27 protein-coding genes are annotated in these 26,133 nt (G+C 57.5%); 14 read left to right on the forward strand and 13 right to left on the reverse strand.

Annotated elements, in window-relative coordinates; translation table 11 throughout:
* Positions 1 to 18 precede the first annotated feature (18 nt).
* The 3 genes from gsiB to gsiD are packed head-to-tail and all read left to right on the forward strand — an operon-like array spanning position 19 to position 3,396.
* Complete coding sequence (gene gsiB, locus DFO52_RS08630; RefSeq protein WP_045355709.1) at positions 19 to 1,557, forward strand: glutathione ABC transporter substrate-binding protein GsiB; 1,539 nt, start codon at positions 19 to 21, stop codon at positions 1,555 to 1,557.
* Positions 1,558 to 1,562: 5 nt separating this feature from the next.
* A complete protein-coding gene (gsiC, locus tag DFO52_RS08635; RefSeq protein ID WP_023310911.1) occupies positions 1,563 to 2,483 on the forward strand; it encodes a glutathione ABC transporter permease GsiC in 921 nt (306 codons plus the stop codon).
* Position 2,484: 1 nt separating this feature from the next.
* Positions 2,485 to 3,396: a glutathione ABC transporter permease GsiD gene (gene gsiD, locus DFO52_RS08640; protein WP_024908682.1), complete on the forward strand. Its 912-nt coding sequence runs from the start codon at positions 2,485 to 2,487 to the stop codon at positions 3,394 to 3,396.
* Between the two features lie 108 nt (positions 3,397 to 3,504).
* Here gsiD and rimO read toward each other — a convergent pair whose 3' ends face one another.
* The gene (gene rimO / locus DFO52_RS08645; RefSeq protein WP_058841665.1) at positions 3,505 to 4,830 is read right to left on the reverse strand and encodes a 30S ribosomal protein S12 methylthiotransferase RimO; all 1,326 of its coding nucleotides are present in this window, start codon (positions 4,828 to 4,830) and stop codon (positions 3,505 to 3,507) included.
* 216 nt (positions 4,831 to 5,046) lie between these two features.
* Between rimO and bssR the strand changes: the two genes are divergently transcribed.
* Positions 5,047 to 5,430 (forward strand): biofilm formation regulator BssR, encoded by a 384-nt coding sequence (bssR, locus tag DFO52_RS08650; RefSeq protein WP_023310914.1) that lies wholly within the window; start codon positions 5,047 to 5,049, stop codon positions 5,428 to 5,430.
* 106 nt (positions 5,431 to 5,536) lie between these two features.
* Complete coding sequence (locus DFO52_RS08655; RefSeq protein WP_133550123.1) at positions 5,537 to 6,655, forward strand: PQQ-dependent sugar dehydrogenase; 1,119 nt, start codon at positions 5,537 to 5,539, stop codon at positions 6,653 to 6,655.
* Here DFO52_RS08655 and DFO52_RS08660 read toward each other — a convergent pair whose 3' ends face one another.
* Positions 6,656 to 7,282: a glutathione S-transferase family protein gene (locus DFO52_RS08660; RefSeq protein WP_121425685.1), complete on the reverse strand. Its 627-nt coding sequence runs from the start codon at positions 7,280 to 7,282 to the stop codon at positions 6,656 to 6,658.
* A gap of 240 nt (positions 7,283 to 7,522) precedes the next feature.
* Here DFO52_RS08660 and dacC point away from each other — a divergent pair, with 240 nt between their 5' ends.
* Positions 7,523 to 8,728: a serine-type D-Ala-D-Ala carboxypeptidase gene (gene dacC / locus DFO52_RS08665; RefSeq protein WP_032661393.1), complete on the forward strand. Its 1,206-nt coding sequence runs from the start codon at positions 7,523 to 7,525 to the stop codon at positions 8,726 to 8,728.
* A 67-nt stretch (positions 8,729 to 8,795) separates the two neighbouring features.
* Here dacC and deoR read toward each other — a convergent pair whose 3' ends face one another.
* From deoR to DFO52_RS08680, 3 genes are all read right to left on the reverse strand, one after another.
* On the reverse strand, positions 8,796 to 9,554 hold the full coding sequence (gene deoR / locus DFO52_RS08670; protein ID WP_133550125.1) for a DNA-binding transcriptional repressor DeoR: 759 nt from the start codon (positions 9,552 to 9,554) through the stop codon (positions 8,796 to 8,798).
* A 67-nt stretch (positions 9,555 to 9,621) separates the two neighbouring features.
* A complete protein-coding gene (gene ybjG, locus DFO52_RS08675) occupies positions 9,622 to 10,230 on the reverse strand; it encodes an undecaprenyl-diphosphate phosphatase (protein WP_029739928.1) in 609 nt (202 codons plus the stop codon).
* A gap of 7 nt (positions 10,231 to 10,237) precedes the next feature.
* A complete protein-coding gene (locus DFO52_RS08680; RefSeq protein WP_133550127.1) occupies positions 10,238 to 10,966 on the reverse strand; it encodes a phosphatase PAP2 family protein in 729 nt (242 codons plus the stop codon).
* A 168-nt stretch (positions 10,967 to 11,134) separates the two neighbouring features.
* Here DFO52_RS08680 and DFO52_RS08685 point away from each other — a divergent pair, with 168 nt between their 5' ends.
* Positions 11,135 to 12,367, forward strand: a complete 1,233-nt coding sequence (locus tag DFO52_RS08685; protein WP_133550129.1) for an MFS transporter — start codon at positions 11,135 to 11,137, stop codon at positions 12,365 to 12,367.
* 89 nt (positions 12,368 to 12,456) lie between these two features.
* Here the strand turns inward: DFO52_RS08685 and DFO52_RS08690 are convergent, their stop codons facing one another.
* On the reverse strand, positions 12,457 to 13,269 hold the full coding sequence (locus DFO52_RS08690) for a Cof-type HAD-IIB family hydrolase (RefSeq protein WP_133550132.1): 813 nt from the start codon (positions 13,267 to 13,269) through the stop codon (positions 12,457 to 12,459).
* Positions 13,259 to 14,473 (reverse strand): MFS transporter, encoded by a 1,215-nt coding sequence (locus DFO52_RS08695; RefSeq protein WP_133550134.1) that lies wholly within the window; start codon positions 14,471 to 14,473, stop codon positions 13,259 to 13,261. Before DFO52_RS08695 ends, DFO52_RS08690 begins: the two co-directional genes overlap by 11 nt.
* A gap of 81 nt (positions 14,474 to 14,554) precedes the next feature.
* On the opposite strand from DFO52_RS08695, the gene DFO52_RS08700 reads away from it, so the two are divergent.
* The gene (locus tag DFO52_RS08700; RefSeq protein WP_033145035.1) at positions 14,555 to 15,106 is read left to right on the forward strand and encodes a TetR family transcriptional regulator; all 552 of its coding nucleotides are present in this window, start codon (positions 14,555 to 14,557) and stop codon (positions 15,104 to 15,106) included.
* Here the strand turns inward: DFO52_RS08700 and DFO52_RS08705 are convergent.
* The 5 genes from DFO52_RS08705 to DFO52_RS08725 form a co-directional block, all read right to left on the reverse strand.
* Positions 15,103 to 15,873, reverse strand: coding sequence for an SDR family oxidoreductase (locus DFO52_RS08705; protein ID WP_133550136.1), 771 nt, complete (start codon positions 15,871 to 15,873; stop codon positions 15,103 to 15,105). The genes DFO52_RS08700 and DFO52_RS08705 overlap by 4 nt on opposite strands.
* A gap of 118 nt (positions 15,874 to 15,991) precedes the next feature.
* The gene (gene arsC, locus DFO52_RS08710; protein ID WP_133550138.1) at positions 15,992 to 16,423 is read right to left on the reverse strand and encodes a glutaredoxin-dependent arsenate reductase; all 432 of its coding nucleotides are present in this window, start codon (positions 16,421 to 16,423) and stop codon (positions 15,992 to 15,994) included.
* A gap of 12 nt (positions 16,424 to 16,435) precedes the next feature.
* Positions 16,436 to 17,725 carry an arsenic transporter gene (locus tag DFO52_RS08715; RefSeq protein ID WP_133550140.1) on the reverse strand — a complete coding sequence of 430 codons (1,290 nt, stop codon included), beginning with the start codon at positions 17,723 to 17,725 and terminating at the stop codon, positions 16,436 to 16,438.
* 40 nt (positions 17,726 to 17,765) lie between these two features.
* On the reverse strand, positions 17,766 to 18,086 hold the full coding sequence (locus tag DFO52_RS08720; protein WP_133550142.1) for a metalloregulator ArsR/SmtB family transcription factor: 321 nt from the start codon (positions 18,084 to 18,086) through the stop codon (positions 17,766 to 17,768).
* Positions 18,087 to 18,338: 252 nt separating this feature from the next.
* Complete coding sequence (locus DFO52_RS08725; RefSeq protein ID WP_029739442.1) at positions 18,339 to 20,024, reverse strand: aspartate:alanine antiporter; 1,686 nt, start codon at positions 20,022 to 20,024, stop codon at positions 18,339 to 18,341.
* Between the two features lie 273 nt (positions 20,025 to 20,297).
* Here DFO52_RS08725 and DFO52_RS08730 point away from each other — a divergent pair, with 273 nt between their 5' ends.
* Entirely contained in the window at positions 20,298 to 20,672 is a 375-nt protein-coding gene (locus tag DFO52_RS08730) for an inner membrane protein YbjM (RefSeq protein ID WP_133550144.1), read from the forward strand.
* Positions 20,673 to 20,702: 30 nt separating this feature from the next.
* Here DFO52_RS08730 and DFO52_RS08735 read toward each other — a convergent pair whose 3' ends face one another.
* Positions 20,703 to 20,972 (reverse strand): GrxA family glutaredoxin, encoded by a 270-nt coding sequence (locus tag DFO52_RS08735; RefSeq protein ID WP_006809455.1) that lies wholly within the window; start codon positions 20,970 to 20,972, stop codon positions 20,703 to 20,705.
* 184 nt (positions 20,973 to 21,156) lie between these two features.
* On the opposite strand from DFO52_RS08735, the gene nfsA reads away from it, so the two are divergent.
* The 5 genes from nfsA (at position 21,157) to potG (ending at position 26,132) form a co-directional block, all read left to right on the forward strand.
* Positions 21,157 to 21,879 carry a nitroreductase NfsA gene (gene nfsA / locus DFO52_RS08740; RefSeq protein WP_047648227.1) on the forward strand — a complete coding sequence of 241 codons (723 nt, stop codon included), beginning with the start codon at positions 21,157 to 21,159 and terminating at the stop codon, positions 21,877 to 21,879.
* A gap of 69 nt (positions 21,880 to 21,948) precedes the next feature.
* On the forward strand, positions 21,949 to 22,851 hold the full coding sequence (rimK, locus tag DFO52_RS08745) for a 30S ribosomal protein S6--L-glutamate ligase (RefSeq protein ID WP_029739445.1): 903 nt from the start codon (positions 21,949 to 21,951) through the stop codon (positions 22,849 to 22,851).
* 63 nt (positions 22,852 to 22,914) lie between these two features.
* Complete coding sequence (locus DFO52_RS08750) at positions 22,915 to 23,391, forward strand: YbjN domain-containing protein (protein ID WP_014169308.1); 477 nt, start codon at positions 22,915 to 22,917, stop codon at positions 23,389 to 23,391.
* Between the two features lie 351 nt (positions 23,392 to 23,742).
* Complete coding sequence (gene potF / locus DFO52_RS08760; RefSeq protein WP_133550146.1) at positions 23,743 to 24,855, forward strand: spermidine/putrescine ABC transporter substrate-binding protein PotF; 1,113 nt, start codon at positions 23,743 to 23,745, stop codon at positions 24,853 to 24,855.
* Positions 24,856 to 24,998: 143 nt separating this feature from the next.
* Entirely contained in the window at positions 24,999 to 26,132 is a 1,134-nt protein-coding gene (gene potG, locus DFO52_RS08765) for a putrescine ABC transporter ATP-binding subunit PotG (RefSeq protein ID WP_024907855.1), read from the forward strand.
* The last annotated feature ends 1 nt before the right edge of the window (position 26,133 follow it).

The following is a 26,133-nucleotide window of genomic DNA, read 5'->3' on the forward strand; positions in this document are numbered from 1 at the left end:
AACAGGCAGGAGAACACAATGGTTACATTTGTAGCGCGTAGATGGTTGTTAGCCGCGAGCGTGACGGCAGCCCTGGCCGCTGCCCCCGCGTTCGCTGCCAAAGATGTGGTGGTTGCCGTCGGCTCTAATTTCACCACGCTCGATCCGTATGACGCCAACGACACGCTCTCTCAGGCGGTGGCGAAATCGTTCTATCAGGGCCTGTTTGGCCTCGATAAAGAGATGAAGCTCAAAAACGTGCTGGCGGAGGGGTACACCGTATCCGAGGACGGGCTGGTGTATACCATCAAGCTCAGGACCGGCGTGAAGTTCCAGGACGGGACAGACTTCAATGCGGAGGCGGTGAAGGTTAACCTGGACCGCGCCAGCAATCCGGAAAATAGCCTCAAGCGCTATAACCTGTATAAAAATATCGCCAGCACAGAGGTGGTCGACCCGGCGACGGTCAAAATCACCCTGAAAGAGCCGTTCTCCGCGTTTATCAATATTCTGGCGCATCCGGCAACGGCGATGATTTCCCCTGCCGCGCTGAAGAAATACGGCAAGGAGATCGGTTTCCACCCTGTTGGCACCGGCCCTTACGAACTGCTCACTTGGAACCAGACCGATTTTGTGAAGGTGAAGAAATTCGCCGGATACTGGCAGCAGGGGCTGCCGAAGCTCGACACCATCACCTGGCGTCCGGTGGTGGACAACAACACCCGCGCGGCGATGCTGCAAACCGGCGAGGCGCAGTTTGCTTTCCCGATCCCGTACGAGCAGGCCGCCATTTTGCAGAAAAACAGCAAGCTGGAGCTGGTCGCCAGCCCGTCGATCATGCAGCGCTACATCAGCATGAACGTCACGCAAAAGCCGTTCGATAACCCGAAGGTGCGTGAAGCCATCAACTACGCCATTAACCGTCAGGCGCTGGTGAAGGTCGCCTTTGCCGGCTATGCCACTCCGGCCACCGGCGTGCTGCCGCCGGCGATCGCCTATGCGCAAAGCTATCAGCCGTGGCCGTACGATCCGGCCAAAGCGCGCGAGCTGCTGAAAGAGGCGGGCTTCCCGAACGGTTTCAGCACCACGCTGTGGTCCTCGCATAATCACAGTACCGCCCAGAAGGTGCTGCAGTTTACCCAGCAGCAGCTGGCGCAGGTGGGTATCAAGGTGCAGGTCACCGCAATGGATGCAGGACAGCGTGCGGCAGAAGTGGAGGGGAAAGGGCAGAAAGAGAGCGGCGTGCGCATGTTCTACACCGGCTGGACGGCCTCGACCGGTGAAGCCGACTGGGCGCTGTCGCCGCTGTTTGCCTCGCAGAACTGGCCGCCAACCCTGTTCAACACCGCGTTTTACAGCAACCCGCAGGTGGACAAAGACCTGGCCGATGCCCTGAAAACCACCAAACCGGAAGAGAAGGCCCGCCTCTACAAAGACGCGCAGGATATTATCTGGAAAGAGTCACCGTGGGTGCCGCTGGTGGTGGAGAAACTGGTGTCAGCCCATAACAAAGCGTTGACCGGCTTCTACATCATGCCGGACACCGGCTTTAGCTTTGACGATGCGGATTTAAAATAAACCTCATGCTGAATTATGTTTGTAAACGCCTGCTGGGGCTTATTCCGACGCTGCTGATTGTGGCGGTCCTGGTGTTTCTGTTTGTCCATATGCTGCCGGGCGACCCGGCGCGTCTGGTTGCCGGGCCCGAAGCGGATGCCACCGTCATTGACCTGGTGCGTAAGCAGCTTGGCCTCGACCAGCCGCTGTATATGCAGTTCATCCATTATATCTGCAACGTTCTGCAGGGCGATTTTGGTATCTCGATGGTGTCGCGCCGTCCGGTGTCGGAGGAGATTGCCAGCCGCTTTATGCCGACGTTCTGGTTAACGATAGCCAGCATGAGCTGGGCGGTCGTGTTTGGGCTTGGCGCCGGGATTATCGCGGCCGTCTGGCGCAACCGCTGGCCGGACAAGCTCGGCATGGCGCTGGCGGTGACCGGCATCTCCTTCCCGGCGTTCGCGCTGGGGATGCTGCTGATGCAGATCTTCTCCGTCGAACTGGGCTGGCTGCCGACCGTCGGGGCCGATACCTGGAAGCATTACATCCTTCCTTCCATGACGCTGGGCGCTGCCGTTTCGGCGGTAATGGCCCGCTTTACCCGCGCCTCGTTCGTTGACGTGCTGAGCGAAGATTATATTCGCACCGCGCGGGCGAAAGGGGTCAGCGAGAAGTGGGTCATTCTCAAGCACGGGTTTCGCAATGCGATGATCCCGGTTGTGACGATGATGGGGCTGCAGTTTGGCTTTCTGCTTGGCGGCTCGATCGTCGTGGAAAAGGTCTTCAACTGGCCGGGGCTGGGACGCCTGCTGGTCGATTCCGTCGAGATGCGCGACTACCCGGTGATTCAGGCGGAAGTCCTGCTTTTCTCGCTGGAGTTTATTCTTATCAACTTAGTGGTGGACGTGCTCTACGCCGCCATTAACCCGGCTATCAGGTACAAGTAAGATGCGATTGTTAAACTGGCGACGTCAGGCCGTTTTAAACGCGATGCCGGGGCTAAAACCGGACCACGTCCGCACCCCGTGGTCTGAATTCTGGCGGCGTTTTCGCCGTCAGCCGGTCGCGATGACCGCGGGGCTGTTTGTGCTGCTGCTTATTGCGGTGGCGGTGATTGCGCCGTGGGTGGCGCCGTTTGATGCGGAAAACTATTTTGACTACGACCGTCTGAACGACGGACCGTCGATGCTGCACTGGTTCGGCGTGGACTCCCTCGGGCGCGATATCTTTAGCCGCGTGCTGGTCGGGGCGCAGATCTCGCTTGCCGCCGGGGTGTTCGCGGTGCTGATCGGTGCGGCCATCGGTACCGTGCTGGGCCTCGTTGCCGGGTATTACGAAGGCTGGTGGGACCGCATCATCATGCGCATCTGCGACGTGCTGTTTGCTTTCCCCGGCATTTTGCTGGCGATTGCCGTGGTAGCGATCATGGGCAGCGGCATGGCGAACGTCATCATTGCGGTCGCGGTCTTTTCGATTCCGGCCTTTGCTCGTCTGGTGCGCGGCAACACGCTGGTGCTGAAACAGCAGACCTTTATCGAGTCCGCCCGCAGCATGGGTGCCAGCGATGCCACGATCCTGTTCAGCCATATTCTGCCGGGTACGGTGTCGTCCATCGTGGTCTATTTCACCATGCGTATCGGCGTGTCGATTATCTCGGCGGCCAGCCTGTCGTTTCTGGGGTTAGGGGCGCAGCCTCCAACGCCGGAGTGGGGCGCGATGCTGAACGAGGCGAGGGCGGATATGGTGATTGCGCCGCACGTGGCGATCTTCCCGAGTCTGGCGATTTTTCTGACCGTGCTGGCGTTTAACCTGCTGGGTGACGGGCTGCGCGACGCGCTGGATCCGAGGATTAAGGGGTAGGTTTATTGCCCCTCACCCTAACCCTCTCCCCGGAGGGGAGAGGGGACTGCTCGGTGCGGTTTTCCCCCTCGCCCCTTTGGGGAGAGGGCCGGGGTGAGGGGAATGTAATTAAACCCGGCTACCCCACAGGTCATACTCGTCCGCGTTTTCAACCTTCACGCGAATAATATCACCCGGCTTAACGCTGGTTTCGCCGTTCAGGTACACCGCGCCGTCGATTTCAGGGGCGTCCGCCATGCTGCGGCCAATCGCGCCTTCTTCGTCCACTTCGTCAACGATCACCATGATCTCGCGGCCTACTTTTTCCTGTAGACGCTCGGCAGAGATCTGCTGCTGCAGCTGCATGAAGCGGTTCCAGCGCTCTTCTTTCACCTCTTCCGGCACCTGGTCCGCCAGCTCGTTGGCGGTTGCGCCTTCTACCGGGCTGTACTTGAAGCAGCCTACGCGGTCCAGTCGCGCTTCTTTCAGGAAGTCGAGCAGCATCTGGAAGTCTTCTTCGGTTTCACCCGGGAAGCCGACGATGAAGGTGGAGCGCAGGGTCAGATCAGGGCAGATCTCGCGCCACTGCTTGATGCGCGCCAGCTGGCGATCAACGGAGCCAGGACGCTTCATCAGCTTCAGGATACGCGGGCTGGCGTGCTGCAGCGGGATATCCAGGTACGGCAGAATTTTGCCTTCCGCCATCAGCGGGATCACATCGTCAACGTGCGGGTACGGATAGACGTAGTGCAGACGCGTCCAGATACCGAGCTTGGACAGCTGTTCGCACAGGCCGACCATGCTGGTTTTCACCGGCTCGCCGTTGTGGAAACCGGAGCGGTGTTTAACGTCCACGCCGTAGGCCGAGGTGTCCTGGGAGATGACCAGGAGCTCCTTCACGCCCGCGTCGGCCAGACGTTTAGCTTCCGCCAGCACTTCGCCAATCGGACGGCTCACCAGATCGCCACGCATGGACGGGATGATGCAGAAGGTGCAGCGATGGTTGCAGCCTTCGGAAATTTTTAAGTAAGCATAGTGGCGCGGCGTCAGCTTCACGCCCTGCTCTGGCACCAGGCTCAGGAACGGGTTGTGCTTTGGTTTTGGCACGTAGTGATGAACATGTTCCAGCACCTGCTCGTAGCTGTGCGGGCCGGTGATCTCCAGCACCTTCGGGTGCACTTCGCGGATCTGGTCTTCTTTGGCGCCCAGACAGCCGGTAACAATCACTTTGCCGTTTTCCGTCAGGGCTTCACCGATGGCTTCCAGTGACTCCTGAACCGCGCTGTCGATAAATCCGCAGGTGTTCACGATCACCATATCGGCGTTGTCGTAGCTTGGCACCACGTCATAGCCCTCGGTGCGCAGTTCGGTCAGGATGCGTTCGGAATCCACGAGGTTTTTCGGGCAGCCCAGGGAGACGAAGCCGATTTTCGGCTGGTGCGTAACATTGCTCATAGGTTAAAAATTCATCAATTATGGAGTTATCAGGGCGGGATTTTACAGCGTATCGCGGGGGATTTATACACTCTTTGCAAGGCGGATGACTCGGGCAGACGTTGTAACATTGTAAATAATGTTAATCAGTTAATAAAAATTGATCCCAGGCATTAAACTGTACAAAAAATGAACTTATCCTGACTATGCACAATGGCTGACAGAGGAGGAAAGAGCATGACCGTTGACAGACTTAAACGCGATCTGCTTAACAAGCTGATCAACGCCCGAATCGATCTCGCCGCGTACCTGCAGTTGAGGAAGGCGAAAGGGTATATGTCAGTCAGCGAAAGCGAACATCTGCGTGATAACCTGTTTGAACTTTGCAATTTCATGCGTGAAAAAGCACCAACCCTGAAGGCGAAATACGGCGAAAGTGAGCTGATCGCCCTGCGCCGCGCCGCTGAGGTGCTCTCCATCGCTGGGGTATGTTTGATGAATGGACGCCACGACTGCCCGAATTTTATCGCTGTTAACGCGGAGAAGCTTGAAAACTGCCTGACCACGCTCTCTCTATGCATCATGTGCCTGAACGAGCACGAGAAGCTTGAACAGCACTGACCCAGGGGGAGGCAACTCCCCCTTCTGATTAAGCTTTTGTAAAAGTGGTAACGCGCCCGGATGCAGTGGCTAACCTTTATGCCATATGCCGATAAAGGAGCGCGTTATGCCTCGATCCTCGCTAATTTCCCTGCCTGTGTTGTTCATTCCGTTTTCGCTTCTTGCTGCCCCAGAGGCGGTCAAGGTTGAGGTGCTGCAAAATAAACTCGATCACCCCTGGTCCCTGGCGTTTCTGCCGGACAATCAAGGCCTGCTGGTGACCCTGAAGGACGGTCAGCTCAAACGCTGGCAGGCCGGAAAAGGGCTGTCCGATCCGATTGTCGGCGTGCCGAAGGTCTGGGCAAACGGTCAGGGAGGATTGCTGGACGTGGTCCTCGCCCCGGATTTTGAAAAATCACGCCGCATCTGGCTGAGCTTCGCCGAAGCAGGGAGCGACGGCAAGGCCGGAACGGCGGTGGGCTATGGCCGATTGAGCGACGATTTTACGCGCATTGACGCTTTCCAGGTGGTGTTCCGCCAGATGCCGAAACTCTCCACCGGTAACCATTTTGGCGGGCGACTGGTATTCGACGGCAAAGGCTCGCTCTTTATCGGACTCGGCGAGAATAACCAGCGTCCAACGGCGCAGGATCTGGATAAATTGCAGGGTAAAGTGGTGCGCCTCACCGAAGACGGAAAAGTGCCGCCGGATAACCCCTTTGTGAATACCCCCGGCGCGCGACCCGAAATCTGGTCTTACGGCATACGCAACCCGCAGGGGATGGCGATGAACCCCTGGAGCGACACGCTGTGGCTGAACGAGCACGGCCCGCGCGGCGGGGATGAGATCAACATCCCGGAGAAAGGAAAGAACTACGGCTGGCCACTGGCGACGCACGGCATTAACTACAGCGGTCTGAAAATTCCGGAAGCCAAAGGCGAGCACGTTGAGGGCACCGAAAAACCGCTGTTCGTCTGGAAAGTGTCACCTGCCGTGAGCGGCATGGCGTTCTACAACAGCGACGTTTTCCCGCAGTGGAAAAACAAGCTGTTTATTGGGGCGCTGAAGGAAAAGGACGTGATCGTGCTGAGCGTGGAGGGCAATAAGGTGACGGAAGACGGGCGAATCCTGGGCGACCGGAATCAACGTATTCGCGATGTGCGGGTGGGGCCGGACGGCTATTTATATGTGCTGACCGACGAGACGGACGGGCAGCTGTTAAAAGTCAGCCCGTCCGGTGTGTAATCAGGTGACCGGGATCATCACAACGTTGCGATACGCCGGGCGATCGCTCAGCTGTTTAAGCCAGCGCTCAAGGTGAGGGCGCGGCGTCCACTTCAGGCCCATATTGGTCAGGTTCCAGACGAACGGCGCCACGGCGATATCGCCTGTACCGAAGGCCTCACCGGAGAACCAGGCGTGCTTCGCCAGCTCGTCATCCATCATCGCGAACAGGTTTTCGCAGGCGTCCTGGGCGGCATGAATAGCCGGATAGTCGCGCTCGGCTTCCGGCGTACGGATAAGCCCCATCAGGATCACGCGGTGGGTGGGGGAAAGCGTCTGGTTCGCCCAGTCCATCCACTTTTCGCCCTGAGCGCGACGGGCCGGGCTTTCTACCCACAGGCGGCCCTGACCGTACTGGGCTGCGAGGTAGCGGACAATGGTGTTGGACTCCCAAAGCGTCGCGTCGGTTTCATCATCGCGCAGCAGCGGCACCAGGCCGTTCGGGTTCATGGCCAAATAGTCGGCCTCTTTGTTTACGCCGAACGACATGCCAGCCATGATTTGATTGAACGGTAAATCCAGCTCCTCGAGCGTCCAGAGCACTTTCTTAACGTTGGTCGAGTTGTTCCTGCCCCAAAGCGTAATCATATTTACTCCTGATGAGATGTGAATCCGGGTCAGCTTTCGCCATGGTGAGATAAACCTAACAATTACGCAACAGAAGACAAAAAAATCGTCTGAATCAAAGCGTATCTGAATGTTATTGCATAAACTTTAATAACTTTACCCTCGTTGGGTTTCTTTAACCGTTTTAGTGCGCTATTACTCATCGCTTCTTGCGACACGGTGATGTGACGTAATTTTTGAATGGACACTCGGGTGGCATTTATGACGCGTAAAATGACTTCTCTGCGCAGCCTTGCGACAGGCTCTGCGCTCCTTTTCCTGTTTGCACCAACTCTCTATGCAGCTGAACAGGCTGCACCCGAAGCGCCGCCTGTGGATGCGCGCGCCTGGATCCTGATGGATTATTCCAGCGGTAAAGTGCTGGCGGAAGGGAATGCGGATGAGAAACTCGATCCGGCAAGCCTGACCAAAATCATGACCAGCTACGTGGTCGGCCAGGCGCTGAAAGCGGGCAAGATCAAGCTGGACGATATGGTCACCATCGGGAAGGATGCCTGGGCCACCGGCAACCCGGCGCTGCGGGGCTCTTCCGTGATGTTCCTGAAGCCGGGGGATCAGGTCTCCGTTTCCGATCTGAACAAAGGGGTAATTATTCAGTCGGGAAATGATGCTTGCATCGCGCTGGCCGATTACGTTGCCGGCAGCCAGGATTCTTTCATTGGCTTGATGAATGGCTACGCGCAGAAACTGGGCTTAACCAACACCACGTTCAAAACGGTTCACGGTCTGGATTCGCCGGGACAGTTCAGTACCGCGCGCGACATGGCGCTGCTTGGGAAAGCGCTGATCCACGACGTGCCGGATGAATACGCCATCCATAAAGAGAAAGAGTTTACCTTCAATAAAATCCGCCAGCCGAACCGCAACCGCCTGCTGTGGAGCAGCAACGTTAACGTGGACGGGATGAAAACCGGCACTACGGCGGGCGCGGGCTATAACCTGGTGGCCTCCGCGACCCAGGGCGACATGCGCCTGATTTCGGTGGTGCTGGGCACCAAAACCGACCGTATTCGCTTTAATGAGTCAGAAAAACTGCTGACCTGGGGTTTCCGCTTCTATGAAACCGTGACGCCGATTAAACCGGATGCCACGTTCGTCAGCCAGCGCGTCTGGTTTGGCGACAAGAGTGAAGTCAATCTCGGGGCGGGTGAAGGCGGCTCGGTGACCATTCCGCGCGGTCAGCTGAAAAACCTGAAGGCCAGCTATACTCTGACCGACCCGCAGCTCACGGCGCCGCTGAAAAAAGGCCAGGTGGTCGGGACGATTGATTTCCAGCTAAACGGTAAGTCGATTGAACAGCGTCCGCTGATTGTAATGGAAGCGGTGGAAGAGGGCGGCTTCTTCAGCCGGATGTGGGATTTCGTGATGATGAAATTCCACGGATGGTTTGGCAGCTGGTTTAGCTAAACCTTATGGGTTTTCTCCCTCTCCCTGTGGGAGAGGGCCGGGGTGAGGGCATCAGGCCACACCCCTCTTAATACATCAACTTCACCTGCTGCGCCTTCGCGTGGGCCACAATCTCGTCGTCCGGGCGGCAGTCGCTGACGATGGCGTCAAACTGCGCCAGCTCGCCCATTCTTGCCGAACGTACCTTGCCAAACTTGCTGTGATCGACCACCAGCACATGATACTGCGCCGCGCTTAACGCCCAGTGTTTCACCGGCAGCTCTTCCAGGTTAAAGCAGGTCGCACCCTGACGCACGTTGACGCCTGCGGCGGAATAAAACGCGATATCCGGGCAGAGATTGCTGAGCGTGTCGTGCAGGTTAAGCGGCTTAAAGATGGCGTTGCTGGCGTGAAACTCGCCGCCGCAGAGAATAACCCGGCACTTGGGTTTCTCCTGAAGCGCCAGAAAGGTGTTCAGGGAGTAGCACACGGCGGTAAAAGGGATGCTGCTGTCGATGGCTTCGATAATCCACGGCGTGGTGGTTCCGCAGTCAAAAAACAACGTCTGGTGCGGCTGTACCAGTGAGGCCGCAAGCCGGGCGGCTTTGCGCTTCTCTTCCACCAGGCGCGTCTTCTGGTCGCTGATCAGGTAATGGCTGGCGCTACGCGGCTCAAGCACAATATACCCGCCCAACAGCACGACGGGCGCGCTTTCGCTGTTCAGATCCCGACGAATGGTCATCTCTGAGACGCCGAGGAGGTTGGCGGCTTCCTTAAGATGCAGCTTATCGCTGCGCTTCAGCGCCTGTAGCAGCTGAGCAATGCGGTCATCGCGACGTGTTTCCATAGTTCCTCGGGATAAAAAAGTGAACCCCCGCAGGGCGGGGGTTCAAGTGTAACCTGTCAGGTTGGGGTTAGTCACGTATCCAGCCTTTGCGGATCGGGATAGCGAAAATGGCGCGATAGAGCGAAGACAGCGTGCGGTAGAGCGCTTCACCGAAGAGGCTCCACAGGATAGCCGCGCTCACGCAGCCAATCAGCCCGACCAGGAAACCGCCCACCATATCCAGCGGCCAGTGAACGCCCAGGTAAACGCGAGACCAGGCAATTGCCAGGGCCGCCACCATCAGGACCGCACCGGACCACAGGCGATGCCAGAACAGGAAAGCCAGCGCGAAGGTGAAGATTACCGTACCGTGATCGCTCGGGAACGAGTCATCCGGCGCGTGGTGCAGGAAGGTATAGCCGACATGATCGACAAAAGGACGATCGTGCGGGAAGGCGTGACCCAGAATGTAGCTCAGCAGTACGCTTACCCCGAGCGCCATCGCCACTTTAATCACCAGCTGACGCTGCGCCTTCACCTGGCTGCGGGGCCCCCACAGCCAGAGAATCGCAGCCAGTGCAGGCACGATGCTGATCAGATCTTTTGCCAGAAAGGTGGCAAAATCGATCGTCCACTCAGGCGAGGCTGGCGTGGCGTTGATCAGATAAAACAGCTGATAATTCAGATTCTCTAACATAGCGTTATCACTCTTTAGCAAACCGGGTGGAAATGAGTCCGTAGACAACCACCTGGGAAAACCAGACCCACCACCCGGCCCACAGGTTGTGAGAGAAAAAATGCGCCCCGCGCATGACCTGGCCATAGCCCATCGCCAGACCTAACACCACGCCCAGCGCGACGAAGCACCAGGCGAGACGCGGACGCTCGCGCCAGAAGGCAAAAAACAGCCCCATCACCATAAAGCCGCTGGAGGCATGACCGCCGGGGAAACAGCGCCCCGGACCGCTGTCAGCAGGGACGGCGCTGAACAGGGGATAAGACATAGCCTTACCGCCATATTCCACCAGATCCCACGGGCAGCTGTGATGGCTCACGCTTTTCAGCACGCCCACCACCAGCGCGCCAACGCCCATCAGCAGCGCCGCCGTGACCAGCCTTGCGTTACGCTTGTAGGCGCCGTAAAACAGCGCCACGGCGCCTAAGGCGATGGCAATGTACTTCGCCAGGCGGTGGTTCAGCAGATCCAGCAGATGATCTTTCTGCAGCGGAAAGGTCTGCGTTGCCGCGTCATACCAAAAGCCGGTGATCCACCTGTCGAGCGCTTCATTGCGCGATAGCCACGTGAAAAGCACGGCAAGGGCGATCAGTACGAAAAGCTGATAACCATAAAAGCGGCCCGGCAAGCGGTAAAGTCGTTTTGTCTTATTTGTCTGTAAGTTAGACAATTCTGAACGGCTGGAGGTGAGTGCCATAATTTGGGATCGTTGACGAGTAATCGGGCTATCATAAAACTGTCAACTTAAGGAAACCTTAAACGAAGACGATATGTGCTTTATTTCTGTTTATCCTCGATAAATCACTATCTCGGGCTGCGGCATTTCATTAAACTCGTCGCGATTTTGTCATTATAAAGAGATTGCATGTTAAACCGTTCTTCTTCTGGTTCACGTCTGGGTCGTCAGGCGTTGCTTTTCCCTCTGTGTCTGGTGCTCTACGAATTCTCTACCTATATCGGCAACGATATGATCCAGCCCGGTATGCTGGCCGTTGTGGCGCAGTACAACGCGGGTATTGAGTGGGTGCCGACCTCCATGACCGCCTATCTGGCCGGCGGCATGTTTTTACAGTGGCTGTTAGGCCCGCTGTCGGATCGTATTGGCCGTCGTCCGGTGATGCTCACGGGCGTGGTGTGGTTTATCGTCACCTGTCTCGCCACGCTGCTGGCGCAAAACATTGAACAATTTACCCTGCTGCGCTTCCTGCAGGGGGTGAGCCTGTGCTTTATCGGCGCCGTGGGGTATGCCGCCATTCAGGAGTCGTTTGAAGAGGCGGTGTGCATCAAAATTACCGCGCTGATGGCGAACGTGGCGCTGATCGCCCCCTTACTCGGGCCGCTGGTGGGGGCCGCGTGGGTGCACGTTGCGCCGTGGGAAGGGATGTTTGTGCTCTTTGCGCTTCTCGCCGCCTTCTCGTTCTTTGGCCTGCACCGTGCGATGCCGGAAACGGCCACCCGCATCGGCGAGAAACTCTCGCTGAAAGAGCTGGGTCGGGATTACAAAGAGGTGCTGAAGAATGGCCGCTTTGTGGCGGGCGCGCTGGCGACCGGGTTCGTTAGCCTGCCGCTGCTGGCGTGGATCGCGCAGTCGCCGGTCATTATCATCAGCGGTGAAAAGCTCAGCAGCTATGAGTATGGCCTGCTGCAGGTGCCGATCTTTGGCGCGCTGATTATCGGTAACCTGGTGCTGGCACGTTTGACGTCACGCCGGACCGTGCGTTCCCTGATTATCATGGGCGGCTGGCCGATTGCGGCAGGGCTGATTCTGGCTGCGGTGGCGACCGTCGCGTCATCCCACGCCTATCTGTGGATGACGGCGGGGCTGAGCCTCTATGCCTTCGGAATTGGCGTGGCCAACGCCGGGCTGGTGCGCCTGACGCTGTTTGCCAGCGAGATGAGTAAAGGCACTGTCTCAGCAGCGATGGGGATGCTGCAGATGCTGATTTTTACCGTCGGTATCGAGGTGAGCAAGCATGCCTACGCGATGGGCGGCAACGGGCTGTTCAGCCTGTTCAACCTCGCCAACGGCGTGCTGTGGGTTGGCCTGATGGTGGTGTTCCTGAAAGACAAGCGCGTCGGAAACGCCCTGCAACCTTAATTCTTATTCCCTCTCCCTGTTGGCGAGCACGGAACAGTCCCCTCTCCCTGTGGGAGAGGGCTAGGGTGAGGGCATCAAACCGCACGGTATCAATTAAACGGCGCTTCCCCTTTCAGCACCTTCTCAATCACGTCTAAAACGCCTTCATCGTTATTATGTGGCGCTTCAAAACGCGCGGCCGCTTTAATATGCGATCTGGCATTCGCCATCGCAAAGCTAAACCCGGACTGGCGCAGCATCTCCACGTCGTTGCCGCTGTCGCCGAAGGCCACCACTTCGCTATCGTCAATGCCCCAGCGCTTTTGCAGGATCCGCAGACCGTTAGCTTTGTGCACGCCGGGGATGATCAGGTCGATACTGCCGTGGCCGGTGGTGACGGGGACCATGATGTCACTCAGCTTTTCATGCAGCAGCGCCTGAATACGCGGAATTTCATCGTCAGACACGTTAAGCCCGAACTTAAAGAAAATATCGTTCAGATTGTCGAAATCGCTGACCATTTCGAGGCGGTGGTAATACTTCGCCGCGATATCCTTAAAGCCCTCGTCATAGCATTTCAGCGTGTACGCGCTGCTTTTCCCGCAGGCGATGATCTCAATGCCTGGAACGTCGTTTAAGACGTTCGCGACGGTCTCGAAATGGGCTTTCGACAGTTCGCCGTTAAAGACATCCTCACCTTCGCTCACGACCCAGCCGCCGTTTTCGGCGACGAACGCAATCTCATGCGCAATCTCCGGGAAAAAGGAGATCAGCTGGTAATACTGGTTGCCGCTGGCGACCACGAAGCGTATGCCTTGCGCCTTCATGCGGGCATACTGCGCCAGAAAGCGCGGGCGATTATAGGTCTTGGCATCGCTCAGAAAAGTACCATCCATGTCGACGGCGATCAGTTTAACGCTCATATCCCTTCTCCAGTGTCGTTTGATTCGTTTCTGGCTTTGCCACCGCGCGCGCCACCAGCGCCGCGATGATGACCAACCCTAACACCACCAGCATGGCGCTGCGCAGCCCGTAGTGCTCGCCGAGGAAGCCGAGCAGCGGCGGCCCGACCAGGAAGGCGAGATAGCCCGTGGTTGCCACCACGCTGACGCGCGTCGGGGCATCCGGGCCGGTATCGCTGGCGGCTGAAATGGTCAGCGGGAAGCCGAGCGACGCGCCCAGTCCCCAGAGGATCACCGAGACGCCGGCAATCCAGTCCACATCCACAAAGATGATCATCGCAATACCCAGGCCGCCCAGCAGGGCGCTGGTGCGCACCACAGCCACGCGGCTGTAGCGGTCGATAAACCAGCCGCCGGTGAAGCGCCCGACGGTCATCCCCAGCGTAAACCCGGCGTAAATCAGCGAGCCGGAGGTCGGGCTAAAGCCGTGACCGTCGACCATCAGCAGCGGCAGCCAGTCGTTGGCGGAACCTTCGGCGAACGCCATCGCCAGCACCACCACGCCGATCAGCATCAGCTGGAAGTCGCGGTAGAAGGGCAGCCCTTTTTCAGCCGAGTGCTGTTCGTCAGCGGAGTTCTTACCGGTGCCGTCCGGGATCGCCCGGATGCCGGTCAGGATCGGAATGATGCACACCAGCGCCGCCAGCAGGATATGCAGATTCGCGCTTACGCCGGTGGCCGTCAGCGCCATCCCCACGCCCGCGCCGGCCAGCGTGCCGAGGCTGTAAAAACCGTGCATCATCGGCAGCACGGTTTTGTTCATCTCACGTTCGACCGCCGCCCCTTCAACGTTGATGGCAACTTCAGCCGAACCGAAGCTGCCGCCGAATACCGTCAGGCCCAGGGCGAACAGCACCGGCGAGGCAAACCACAGCGCCACGCTCAGTATCCCCATCCCGAACACGGCAAAGCACATGGTGGTGCGGATCACCGCCCGAGTACCGAAGCGCTTAACCAGCCACGCGGAGCAGAGAATGCCGCTCATGGAGCCTATCGACAGGCCGAACAGCACGATGCCCATCTCAGCGGTAGAAACGGACAAAATATCGCGAATAGCGGGGGTGCGCGTGGCCCAGGAGGCCATCAGCAGGCCGGGAATGAAGAAGAACATAAACAGCGCCCACAGGCGTCGCTGCAGGGCTTTACGGGGAGAGGTCAGCGTCATTGGGGTAGCACCAGAAGTACAACAATAGCGACAACACTAGCAAGTTTGTGTACATTTGTACACAAACCACGTGAGGAATTTATGAGCAGACCACCGAACGATCCGCATCGCCGGGAGAAGATCCTGCAGGCAACGCTCGATACTATCGCCGAGCACGGTATTCACGCCGTCACGCACCGTAAAATCGCCACCTGCGCGGGCGTGCCGCTTGGGTCGATGACCTACTATTTCGACGGCATGGAGCCGCTGCTGGAGGAGGCCTTCACGTGGTTTACCCGGCAGATGTCGCAGCAGTACCGGGATTTCTTCGCCGGCGTTACCGGGCCGGAAATGGCGTGCGAATCTATCACCACGCTGATCCACAGCTCGCAGGTGACCACGCCGCACAACATGGCGCTGATGTATCAGCTCTACGCCTTTATGCACCGCAGCGCGGCGCTCAAAACGGTGATGCAGGACTGGATGAAGATGAGCCAGACCACGCTGGAGCAGTGGTTCGACCCGGTCACCACCCGCGCGCTGGACGCGTTTATCGAAGGGATGACGCTTCACTATGTCACCGACCGGGCGCCGTTAACCCGCGAAGAGATCCGGGCGATGGTGGGCAGGATTGCGGGCGAGGGCGGCCGCTAGGTTGCGCCCGCGGTCATATTGACGGTGGTTCCCGTCATAGCGCCTGCCGCATCTGAGGCCAGAAACGTAATCGTGTCTGCCACCTGTGCCAGCGTCGGCAGACGATGCGTCAGGGTGCTTTGCGCGGCACCGCCGAGAAACTGCTCAACCGTAATCCCCATCGCCTTCGCCCTGGAGGCGAAAATGGTCCCCACATACGAACCCGCCTGCACCGCGTCGGCTATCGCGTGTGAACGCACGCACAGCACGCGAATATTGTGTGTCCCCAGCTCAGCCGCAAGCGCCCGGGTCAAGGCTTCCGTTCCCGCGCAGCCGACGATATGCCCGAGGTGGCCCGCTATTGTCATGTTGGCGGCGGGGGCGACGACGGTAATTATGGTCCCGCCATGCTCGCCGCCCATGCGGGGCGACGCGGCTTTTGCAATGTTAAAGTACGCGGCCAGGAAGGGGTCGAAACCCTGCCTGAACTCGCCGAGCGTTAACGCCTCAAGTCGTTTACCCTGATCGTGCATAAAGCCCGTGGCATTGACGACGACATCAATGCGGGCAAGGTCCGGGAGCTGCGAGGAATCATCGAGCGCATCGAACATAAAGGTGCTGGCAGACCCTCCGGCGGCGCGAATACGGCTGGCGACCTGCTCCAGCCTGACGTGGTCACGCGCGGCGAGGTACACATCCGCCCCTTCACGCGCCAGTGCGTGCGCCGCTGAGCTGCCGATGGCGCCGCTGCCTCCGAAGATGACGGCGGTTTTGTTTTTCAAGCCCATACCTGCATACCCTCACCAGGATTAATCCTCAGAAGTATGTGCCGGGTTTCGGCTGATGCAACCTGTCCGGCGGGTGGGGGATGCGGCTGGCAGGCCTTACTGCGCCATTATCAACGGGTTACTTTGGCGAGATTTTTTTTCCGCTGGCGTCCACCACGGCTTCGCCATCCTCTTTCGTAAACGCCCCTTTCTGCGCATCCGGCAGGATGTCGAGGACGACTTCTGAAGGGCGGCACAGACGGGTACCCAGCGCCGTCACCACGATCGGACGATTAATCAGGATCGGGTATTGCAGCATAAAATCGATAAGCTGGTCGTCGGTGAACTTATCGTCGGCAAGGCCGAGCTGTTCATAGGGCTCCACGTTTTTACGCAGCAGGTCCCGCACCGAAATGCCCATATCGGCAATCAGGGTGGTCAGCTCATCGCGCGACGGCGGGGTTTCCAGATAGAGGATAATCTCTGGCTCCGTGCCGCTGTTGCGGATCATCTCCAGCGTGTTGCGCGACGTGCCGCAGGCGGGGTTGTGGTAAATGGTGATGTGGCTCATATCAATGGCTCATTACAGTGTGAAGGAGAGACGTAGCGCCAGCGCGGCGAGCGTCACAAACAGGACCGGCAGCGTCATGATGATGCCCGTCCGGAAATAGTAGCCCCAGGTGATCGTCATGTTTTTCTGCGCCAGCACGTGGAGCCAGAGCAGGGTGGCGAGGCTACCGATAGGCGTGATTTTCGGCCCCAGGTCGCAGCCAATCACGTTGGCGTAAATCATTGCTTCCTTGATCAAACCTGTCGCCGTACTGCCCTCGATGGAGAGCGCGCCAATCAGCACCGTGGGCATATTGTTCATTATGGATGACAGAAACGCGGTGATGAATCCGGTTCCCAGCGTGGTGGCCCACAGCCCGTGTCCGGCCAGGCTGTTCAGTACGCCGGAGAGATATTCCGTCAGCCCGGCATTGCGCAGGCCATACACCACCAGATACATCCCCAGCGAGAAGATAACGATCTGCCACGGTGCGCCGCGCAGCACTTTTCCGGTATTTATCGCATGTCCGCGTTTTGCGACAGCGAATAAAATCAGCGCGCCGACGGTCGCGATGGCGCTGACCGGAATGCCGAGAGGTTCAAGTACGAAGAAACCGGCGAGCAGAAGCAGCAGGACGATCCAGCCCGTTCTGAACGTCGGGAGGTCGTGAATGGCCCGCGCGGGCTCGCGAAGTTTTGCAAGGTCATATTTCGGGGGAATTTCCTTGCGGAAGAAGAGATGTAGCATCACCAGCGTTGCGGCAATGGCGGCGATATCTACCGGGAACATCACCGAGGCGTATTCGCTGAACCCCAGCTTAAAGAAGTCTGCCGACACGATGTTGACCAGGTTGGACACAATCAGCGGCAGGCTGGCGGTATCGGCGATAAAGCCCGCCGCCATCACAAACGCCAGCGTGGCCTGCTCGCTGAACCCCAGCGCCAGCAGCATGGCGATGACGATAGGCGTCAGGATCAGCGCCGCACCGTCATTGGCAAACAGCGCCGCCACGGCTGCGCCCAGCAGCACGATATACGTAAACAGCAATCGCCCACGACCGTTCCCCCAGCGGGCAACGTGCAGCGCCGCCCACTCGAAAAAGCCGGACTCATCCAGCAGCAGGCTGATGATGATGACGGCGATGAACGTTGCCGTGGCGTTCCAGACGATATTCCACACCACAGGTATATCGTTAATGTGAATCACGCCGCTGGCCAGCGCCAGCACGGCGCCAATGGTCGCGCTCCAGCCGATACTGAGCCCTTTGGGCTGCCAGATGACCAGTACCAGCGTAAACAGAAAAATAGCCCCTGCCAGAAACATCGCTTACTCCGTTATATCTGTTTTTATGAATGTGTTTTAATCAGCATGAGCCCGGAACCCAGTTTTTTAGCTTCATGCGCGTCTCTTCCCGCAGACAGTTCCAGCTGGTGTCGATAACGGTTGCCGCCCAGGCAGGCATGTTGGGAGAGAGACGATAATGGACCCATTTCCCTTCGCGGCGGTCGATAACCAGCCCGGACTCACGCAGCAGCGCCATGTGGCGGGAGACCTTCGGCTGCGACTCGGTGGTCGCGGAACAGAGATCGCAAACGCACAGCTCCCCCGCTTCACGGAGCAGCATGACGATGGCGAGCCGCGTTTCATCGGAGAGGGTTTTGAAGAGCTGGAGCGGGTGGAGCATGGGAGTTCCTGTAGGTGTAATTTTATATATGTTTAATCATATATGTTTTGATGGCAAGAGAGAAGGTGAGATTAGAGGAAGGGGAATTTCAGGCAACAAAAAACCCATCAACCTTGAACCAAAACGGCGGGGTTGATGGGCTCCACAAATTGGGGACATCAAAGAAAAGCAGTGGCACTAGTTATGACTGCCCCCTGATAAAAAAGTTCTGCGCGTAACGAAAATAATTTTCCCCGCGCGCAAACTTAGGAGTTATCCGAGTCCCGGCCAGATGATAACGATCAGCGTACCCGCCAGCGTAAGCAGTACGTTAGCGATAGCGTACGTGCCTGCATACCCCAGCGCCGGGATGTTGCTGCGCGCGGTGTCGCTGATGATTTCCATCGCAGGCGCACAGGTACGCGCGCCCATCATTGCCCCAAAGAGCAGGGCGCGGTTCATGCGCAGCACGTAGGCGCCGAACAGGAAGCAGATCACCACTGGCACCAGGCTAACGATAAGTCCGGAAACCAGCATCTGCCAGCCGACGGCGCCCAGGCTGTGGCCGATACCGCTGCCCGCGCTTAAGCCGACGCCTGCCATAAAGACCATCAGACCGAACTCTTTCACCATGTTCAGCGCACCCTGCGGAATGTAGCCGAAGGTCGGGTGGTTCGCTCGCAGGAAGCCCAGCATGATCCCGGCAAACAGCAGCCCGGCGGCGTTACCGATGCCGAAGCTAAAGTTGCTGAACTGGAAGGTGATCATCCCGATCATCAGGCCGACTATAAAGAAGGCGCAGAAGGCCAGCAGGTCGGTGACCTGGCTGTGAATGGAGATAAAGCCGATGCGGTCGGCAACGGTTTTCACGCGACGCGCGTCGCCGCTGACCTGCAGAACGTCGCCTTTGTTGAGCACGACATTATCGTCGATAGGCATCTCAATCTGGCTGCGGATCACGCGGTTGAGGAAGCAGCCGTGGTCGGTCAGCTTCAGCTGCGCCAGACGGCGGCCCACGGCGTTATGGTTTTTCACCACGATCTCTTCGGTGACGATACGCATGTCGAGCAGGTCGCGGTCGAACACCTCTTTGCCGTTACGGAAGCTCGGGTCGAGACGGGCGTGGGCATCCGGGTAACCCACCAGCGCGATGTCGTCGCCCATCTGCAGCACCGCGTCGCCGTCCGGGTTCGCCAGAATGCCGTTGCGGCGGATACGTTCGATATAGCAGCCCGTCTGGCGGTAAATCCCCAGCTCGCGCAGGTTTTTGCCGTCAGCCCATGCCACCAGCTCTGGCCCGACGCGATAGGCGCGGATCACCGGGAGATAGACTTTACGTTTGGAATCGGTATCGAGACCGCGCTCGCGGGCGATTTGCTGGGCGCTGGTCTGCAGATCCTGATGCTGAAGTTTTGGTAGGTAGCGCGCGCCAACGATCAGGCTCACCAGACCAATCAGATAGGTCAGGGCATAGCCGAGGCTCAGGTGGTCGAGGGCGGTAGAGAGCTGCGCGCCGGCCATGCCGGAATGGCGAAGAGTATCACCGGCACCCACCAGCACGGGGGTGGAGGTCATGGAGCCTGCCAGCATACCGGCCGTTAACCCGATATCCCAGCCAAACAGTTTACCCAGCCCTAACGCGATCAGCAGCGCGCTGCCGACCATCACCAGCGCCAGCATCAGATAATTTTTGCCGTCGCGGAAGAAAATTGAAAAAAAGTTCGGTCCTGCTTCCACGCCAACACAAAAAATAAACAGCATAAAGCCTAAGTTGAGCGCGTCCGTGTTAATGCTGAAGTGCTGCTGGCCTAATAATAAGGAGACGACTAAAACGCCAATGGAATTACCAAGTTGAACTGAACCCAGGCGCAATTTACCCAGGCAAAGGCCCAGCGCCAGTACCACAAATAATAACAGGATGTAATTCCCATTTAACAAGTCTGCGACGTTTATATTCACGGAGGCTAACTTCTTGTTTACCAGTAAGTTGTTGAATGAAAGGACTATTTGGGCTACTGTTTTCTGGGTCAGGGAAAGGCGTTAACGCTCCCTGTTTCCTGCTTTATTCCCTAAAACATTAGCTGGCGTGTAGTTTAATCGCATTAGCTACTGACAGCTACCTATTATCGCATCACCCTGTGCGTACTTTGGCAAGGATTGCCGCACTGCTTTATCTGACTGGGCGTCTACCCGACGAAGGTGTATTTGATAGAGATAAGTCAGGAGGATAGTTTGAGCATTAAACGAAACTGGGCGGGGGTGATCAGCTGCTTTTTGCTGTTTACCGTCGTGTGCATGTCGCTCGCTTTTAATGTGAAAGGGGCATTCAGGGCTGCCGGACATCCGGAGCTGGGGCTGCTCTTTTTTACCCTGCCGGGGGCCGCTGCCAGTTTTCTTTCCCGTAAAGGGGAGGTGGTCAAGCCGCTTATTGGCGCAATGCTGGCGGCACCGCTGTGTCTGCTGCTGATGCGCATGCTGTATGTATCAACGCGAAGTTTCTGGCAGGAGCTGGCGTGGTTGCTGAGCGGTGTCTTCTGGTGCGCCCTTGGCGCGCTGTGCTATTTGTTTGTGTGCAGTCTGATTAAGCATCGACGGCACCACAATTAAAAACGCCCTCAGGGTGAGGGCGTCTTCGCATTACTGAGCGGCAAACAGGCCCAGATGCTCTTTGGCGTAAGCTTCAAAGTCAGTGCAGCCGCCGATGTGTTTCTGATCGAGGAAGATCTGCGGTACGGTTTCAACCGGCTTACCAACGGTTTTTTCGAGATCCGCTTTCGTGATGCCTTCCGCGTGGATATCCACGTAGCGGAAGTTGAAGTCATCGCGCTCTTCGGTCAGTTTCTCAGCCAGCTCTTTCGCGCGAACACAGTAAGGGCACCCTGGACGACCAAAAATTACTGCAAACATTTCTCTCTCCTCAAAAAACAAGCCTGACGGCGAATAGGACATATAGTGCCCGATAACCTGCCGCCATTAAAGAAGGTTTCGCCTGTCGCTTTGATACAGTAAGGCTATGTTTCGCCAATTACACCGCGCAAATCATTGCCTATACTGGCTGCCATACGGTTTAAGCAAGACAAAGAGAGACAAGATGACGCCAACCATAGACCTGCTCACATCCCACCGTTCCATTCGCCACTTCACCGATGAGCCGATTACCGAGGCGCAGCGCGAAGCGATTATTAACAGCGCCAGGGCGACCTCCAGTTCCAGTTTCCTGCAGTGCAGCTCGATTATCCGCATCACCGACCCGACCATGCGTGAACAGCTGGTCACGCTGACCGGCGGGCAGAAGCATGTGGCCCAGGCCGCGGAGTTCTGGGTGTTCTGCGCCGACTTTAACCGCCACCTGCAGATCTGCCCAGAGGCGGAGCTGGGGCTGGCCGAACAGCTGCTGCTGGGCGTGGTGGATACCGCGCTGATGGCGCAAAACGCCTTTACGGCGGCGGAGTCGCTTGGGTTAGGAGGTGTCTACATCGGCGGCCTGCGTAACAACATCGAAAGCGTGACCGAGCTGCTGAAGCTGCCAAAACACGTCCTGCCGCTGTTCGGCCTGTGCCTCGGCTGGCCTGCGGATAACCCGGATCTGAAGCCGCGCATTCCTGCCGCCATGCTGGTGCACGAAAACCACTACCAGCCGGTCGATCAGGACGTCCTGAATCAATATGATGAAGAGCTGGCGAACTACTACCTGACGCGCGGCAGCAATAACCGTCGCGATACCTGGACTGACCATATTCGTCGCACCATCATTAAAGAAAATCGCCCGTTTATTCTTGATTACCTCCACAAACAGGGCTGGGCGACGCGATAGTCCATTCCGCCTGCGACTGCCTGCGTATATGATACGCAGGCTTTTTCCATGTCTTCAGAGAGGTGCAGGGTGAAAATTGCCATATTGTCCCGGGATGGAACGCTCTATTCATGTAAACGCCTGCGTGAGGCGGCGGCGAAACGCGGGCATCAGGTTGAGATCCTCGACCCGATGTCCTGCTATATGAACATCGACCCGGCCGCCTCGTCGATTCACTACAAAGGCCGCAAGCTGCCGCACTTTGATGCGGTGATCCCGCGCATCGGCTCCCAGATCACCTATTACGGCACCGCCGCGCTGCGCCAGTTCGAGATGCTGGGCAGCTATCCGCTCAACGAATCCGTTGCTATTTCGCGCGCCCGCGACAAGCTGCGCTCGCTGCAGCTCCTCGCCCGTCAGGGGATCGATCTTCCCGTCACGGGGATTGCCCATTCACCGGACGACACCAGCGATCTTATCGATATGGTGGGCGGCGCGCCTTTGGTGATTAAGCTGGTGGAAGGCACGCAGGGCATTGGCGTGGTGCTGGCGGAAACGCGTCAGGCGGCGGAGAGCGTCATTGACGCCTTTCGGGGCCTCAATGCGCACATCCTGGTGCAGGAGTACATCGAAGAGGCGAAAGGGCGCGATATCCGCTGCTTCGTGGTCGGCAATGAAGTGGTGGCGGCCATTGAGCGCCAGGCGAAAGAGGGCGATTTCCGCTCTAACCTTCACCGCGGCGGCGTGGCGCGGGTAGCCGATATTAGCGATCGCGAACGGGAAATTGCCGTGAAAGCGGCGCAAACCCTGGGGCTGGACGTGGCGGGCGTAGACCTTCTGCGGGCGACGCGCGGGCCGCTGGTCATGGAGGTGAACGCATCGCCGGGGCTGGAAGGCGTGGAAAAAACCACAGGTGTCGATATTGCGGGTAAAATGATCGCATGGATCGAGCGTCATGCCACGCCGGGCTACTGTCTGAAAACGGGCGGTTAAATGGTATTGAACGCACTTTTTGCGTAATCTATGCAAAGTTTTTATTTAAGAGGCTGCACAGCGATGGATTTACAGGTCGTACCTACACTGGATACATTACGTCAATGGCTTGATGATGCCGGAATTACGTTCTTCGAATGCGATTCCTGTCAGGCGCTGCATCTGCCTCATATGCAGAATTTCGACGGCATTTTCGATGCCAAAATCGATCTCATTAACGACGTGATCCTTTTCTCCGCGCTGGCCGAAGTGAAGCCGTCCGCGCTGCTGGCGCTGGCCTCCGACCTGTCGGCGATCAACGCCAGTTCTTTGACGGTGAAAGCATTTCTCGACATACAGGATGATAATCTGCCAAAACTGGTCGTTTGCCAGTCTTTATTCTCCGGTGCCGGGCTGTCGTTCAAGCAGTTCTCCTGGTTTATGCGCTTGAGTGAAGAGCAAATTTCCATGGTCATGATGGAAGCCAATGCACACCATCTGCTGTATAGCGCGGAAGATGATGCAGAGAATAATGATGCATCTCCCAATTTTCTTCACTAAGCCTGTCTGACTTTTGCGCAGTCGCTGCCATAGCGGCTGCAGAAGGCCATTTTTTCTGCTGCTTTTAACCTTTCTTTAAAGAATTTTTCACCTCCCTGAAGGCCGTTTCGGCTTATCACGTAGACATAACCTGCATAAAAAATTGATAAAAGGCGTTTTTTCGTCTGGGCTATAGCCGGAGACACGGGCTACAGTTATTCTTGCGATGCTTAAAAAAGCGAGCGGAAGCTGCCGGGTAAAGAGGTTTCTTTTTATTTTAGGCAGAGCGACAAACTATGCATGATTATTGCATATCTTCAGATTGCACAGTTTTAGTTCGTTTGTTAACGAGCTTTCAGAAGGAATAAAGATATGATCGCCTTGAATAAAAAATGGTTATCGGGTCTGGTTGCGGGTGCTCTGATGGCCGTCTCTGCCGGCACGCTCGCTGCGGAACAAAAAACGCTGCACGTTTACAACTGGTCTGACTATATTGCGCCGGACACGGTGGCGAATTTTGAAAAAGAGACCGGCATTAAAGTGGTCTACGACGTTTTCGATTCCAACGAAGTGCTGGAAGGAAAACTGATGGCGGGCAGCACCGGGTTTGATCTCGTGGTGCCTTCTGCAAGCTTCCTCGAGCGCCAGCTGACGGCAGGCGTCTTCCAGCCTCTGGACAAGAGCAAGTTACCGAACTGGAAAAACCTCGATCCGGAAGTGCTGAAGCTGGTGGCGAAGCATGACCCGGACAACAAATACGCGATGCCTTACCTGTGGGCGACCACCGGTATCGGCTACAACGTGGATAAAGTCAAAGCGGTGCTCGGCCCGGACGTCAAGCTGGACAGCTGGGACGTGGTGCTGAAGCCGGAAAACCTTGAGAAGCTGAAAAGCTGCGGCGTCTCCTTCCTTGATGCGCCGGAAGAGATTTTCGCCACCGTGCTGAACTACCTGGGCAAAGACCCGAACAGCAGTAAAGCCGATGATTACACCGGCCCGGCTACCGATCTGCTGCTGAAGCTGCGTCCAAACATTCGTTACTTCCACTCGTCTCAGTACATCAACGACCTGGCGAACGGCGACATCTGCGTCGCGATCGGCTGGGCAGGGGACGTGTGGCAGGCGGCTAACCGCGCGAAAGAGGCGAAAAACGGCGTGAACGTCTCTTACTTCATTCCGAAAGAGGGGGCGCTGGCGTTCTTTGACGTCTTCGCGATGCCGGCTGATGCGAAAAACAAAGACGAAGCCTATCAGTTCCTCAACTACCTGATGCGTCCTGAGGTGATCGCCCACATCAGCGACCACGTTTACTACGCGAACGGTAACAAGGCCTCCGTGCCGCTGGTAAGTGAAGAAATCCGTAACAACTCGGCTATCTATCCGCCGGCGGATGTGTTCGCCAAGCTCTTCACCCTGAAAGTTCAGGATCCAAAAATTGACCGCGTGCGTACCCGCGCGTGGACCAAGGTGAAAAGCGGTAAATAACGGCGTTGGGTATTGTTGCCCGGTGGCGCTGTCGCCTACCGGGCCTGTACAACCCGTAGGCCGGGCAAGCATTAGCGCCGCCCGGCGATGCGCACCCTGACGGTGCGTTTGCACCAGTACTGATCTATGCCGGAGAACACCCCGTGAATGACGCGATCCCCCGCCCGCAGGCGAAAGTCCGTAAAGCGCTCACCCCGCTTCTTGAAATTCGTAACCTCACCAAATCTTTCGATGGCCAGCATGCCGTGGACGACGTCAGCCTGACTATCTATAAAGGCGAAATTTTTGCCCTCCTCGGGGCTTCTGGCTGCGGAAAATCGACCCTGCTGCGTATGCTGGCCGGTTTTGAACAGCCCACAGCCGGGCAAATCATGCTCGATGGCGTGGATCTCTCCAGCGTGCCGCCGTATCAGCGCCCGATTAACATGATGTTCCAGTCCTACGCGCTGTTCCCGCACATGACGGTGGAGCAGAACATCGCCTTTGGCCTGAAGCAGGACAAGCTGCCGAAGGCCGAAATTACCGCGCGCGTGGCCGAGATGCTGAGCCTGGTGCACATGCAGGAGTTCGCGAAGCGTAAGCCGCACCAGCTCTCCGGCGGCCAGCGCCAGCGCGTGGCCCTGGCGCGCAGTCTGGCAAAACGTCCGAAATTATTGCTGCTCGATGAGCCGATGGGGGCCCTGGATAAAAAACTGCGCGACCGTATGCAGCTCGAAGTGGTGGATATCCTGGAGCGCGTGGGGGTGACCTGCGTGATGGTGACCCACGACCAGGAAGAAGCGATGACTATGGCCGGGCGTATTGCGATCATGAACCGCGGGAAGTTCGTGCAGATCGGCGAGCCGGAAGAAATTTATGAGCATCCGACCACCCGCTACAGCGCGGAGTTTATCGGCTCGGTCAACGTCTTCGAAGGGCTGCTGAAAGATCGTCAGGAGGATGGTCTGGTCATCGAATCACCGGGGCTGCAGCATCCGCTTAAGGTCGATCCTGATAACTCCGTGGTGGACAACGTGCCGGTCTACGTCGCGCTGCGTCCGGAGAAAATCATGCTTTGTGAGGATCCGCCTGCCGATGGCTATAACTTTGCCGTGGGCGAAGTGGTGCACATTGCCTATCTGGGCGACCTGTCTATCTACCACGTGCGGCTGAAAAGCGGGCAGATGCTCAGCGCGCAGCTGCAGAACGAACATCGCTACCGCAAGGGGCAGCCAACATGGGGTGACGAAGTGCGCCTGTGCTGGGATGCTGACAGTTGCGTCGTGCTGACGGTATAAG

Origin of the sequence: Enterobacter sp. AG326 (genome assembly GCF_004362415.1) — a bacterium.
GTDB classification, from domain to species: Bacteria; Pseudomonadota; Gammaproteobacteria; order Enterobacterales; family Enterobacteriaceae; genus Enterobacter; species Enterobacter asburiae.

Bases quoted from the DNA above. Each gene is read 5' to 3' on its own strand.
- gsiB (WP_045355709.1), top strand. From the start codon at position 19: ATGGTTACATTTGTAGCGCGTAGATGGTTGTTAGCCGCGAGCGTGACG.
- gsiC (WP_023310911.1), top strand. From the start codon at position 1,563: ATGCTGAATTATGTTTGTAAACGCCTGCTGGGGCTTATTCCGACGCTG.
- gsiD (WP_024908682.1), top strand. From the start codon at position 2,485: ATGCGATTGTTAAACTGGCGACGTCAGGCCGTTTTAAACGCGATGCCG.
- rimO (WP_058841665.1), bottom strand. From the start codon at position 4,830: ATGAGCAATGTTACGCACCAGCCGAAAATCGGCTTCGTCTCCCTGGGC.
- bssR (WP_023310914.1), top strand. From the start codon at position 5,047: ATGACCGTTGACAGACTTAAACGCGATCTGCTTAACAAGCTGATCAAC.
- DFO52_RS08655 (WP_133550123.1), top strand. From the start codon at position 5,537: ATGCCTCGATCCTCGCTAATTTCCCTGCCTGTGTTGTTCATTCCGTTT.
- DFO52_RS08660 (WP_121425685.1), bottom strand. From the start codon at position 7,282: ATGATTACGCTTTGGGGCAGGAACAACTCGACCAACGTTAAGAAAGTG.
- dacC (WP_032661393.1), top strand. From the start codon at position 7,523: ATGACGCGTAAAATGACTTCTCTGCGCAGCCTTGCGACAGGCTCTGCG.
- deoR (WP_133550125.1), bottom strand. From the start codon at position 9,554: ATGGAAACACGTCGCGATGACCGCATTGCTCAGCTGCTACAGGCGCTG.
- ybjG (WP_029739928.1), bottom strand. From the start codon at position 10,230: ATGTTAGAGAATCTGAATTATCAGCTGTTTTATCTGATCAACGCCACG.
- DFO52_RS08680 (WP_133550127.1), bottom strand. From the start codon at position 10,966: ATGGCACTCACCTCCAGCCGTTCAGAATTGTCTAACTTACAGACAAAT.
- DFO52_RS08685 (WP_133550129.1), top strand. From the start codon at position 11,135: ATGTTAAACCGTTCTTCTTCTGGTTCACGTCTGGGTCGTCAGGCGTTG.
- DFO52_RS08690 (WP_133550132.1), bottom strand. From the start codon at position 13,269: ATGAGCGTTAAACTGATCGCCGTCGACATGGATGGTACTTTTCTGAGC.
- DFO52_RS08695 (WP_133550134.1), bottom strand. From the start codon at position 14,473: ATGACGCTGACCTCTCCCCGTAAAGCCCTGCAGCGACGCCTGTGGGCG.
- DFO52_RS08700 (WP_033145035.1), top strand. From the start codon at position 14,555: ATGAGCAGACCACCGAACGATCCGCATCGCCGGGAGAAGATCCTGCAG.
- DFO52_RS08705 (WP_133550136.1), bottom strand. From the start codon at position 15,873: ATGGGCTTGAAAAACAAAACCGCCGTCATCTTCGGAGGCAGCGGCGCC.
- arsC (WP_133550138.1), bottom strand. From the start codon at position 16,423: ATGAGCCACATCACCATTTACCACAACCCCGCCTGCGGCACGTCGCGC.
- DFO52_RS08715 (WP_133550140.1), bottom strand. From the start codon at position 17,725: ATGTTTCTGGCAGGGGCTATTTTTCTGTTTACGCTGGTACTGGTCATC.
- DFO52_RS08720 (WP_133550142.1), bottom strand. From the start codon at position 18,086: ATGCTCCACCCGCTCCAGCTCTTCAAAACCCTCTCCGATGAAACGCGG.
- DFO52_RS08735 (WP_006809455.1), bottom strand. From the start codon at position 20,972: ATGTTTGCAGTAATTTTTGGTCGTCCAGGGTGCCCTTACTGTGTTCGC.
- nfsA (WP_047648227.1), top strand. From the start codon at position 21,157: ATGACGCCAACCATAGACCTGCTCACATCCCACCGTTCCATTCGCCAC.
- DFO52_RS08750 (WP_014169308.1), top strand. From the start codon at position 22,915: ATGGATTTACAGGTCGTACCTACACTGGATACATTACGTCAATGGCTT.
- potF (WP_133550146.1), top strand. From the start codon at position 23,743: ATGATCGCCTTGAATAAAAAATGGTTATCGGGTCTGGTTGCGGGTGCT.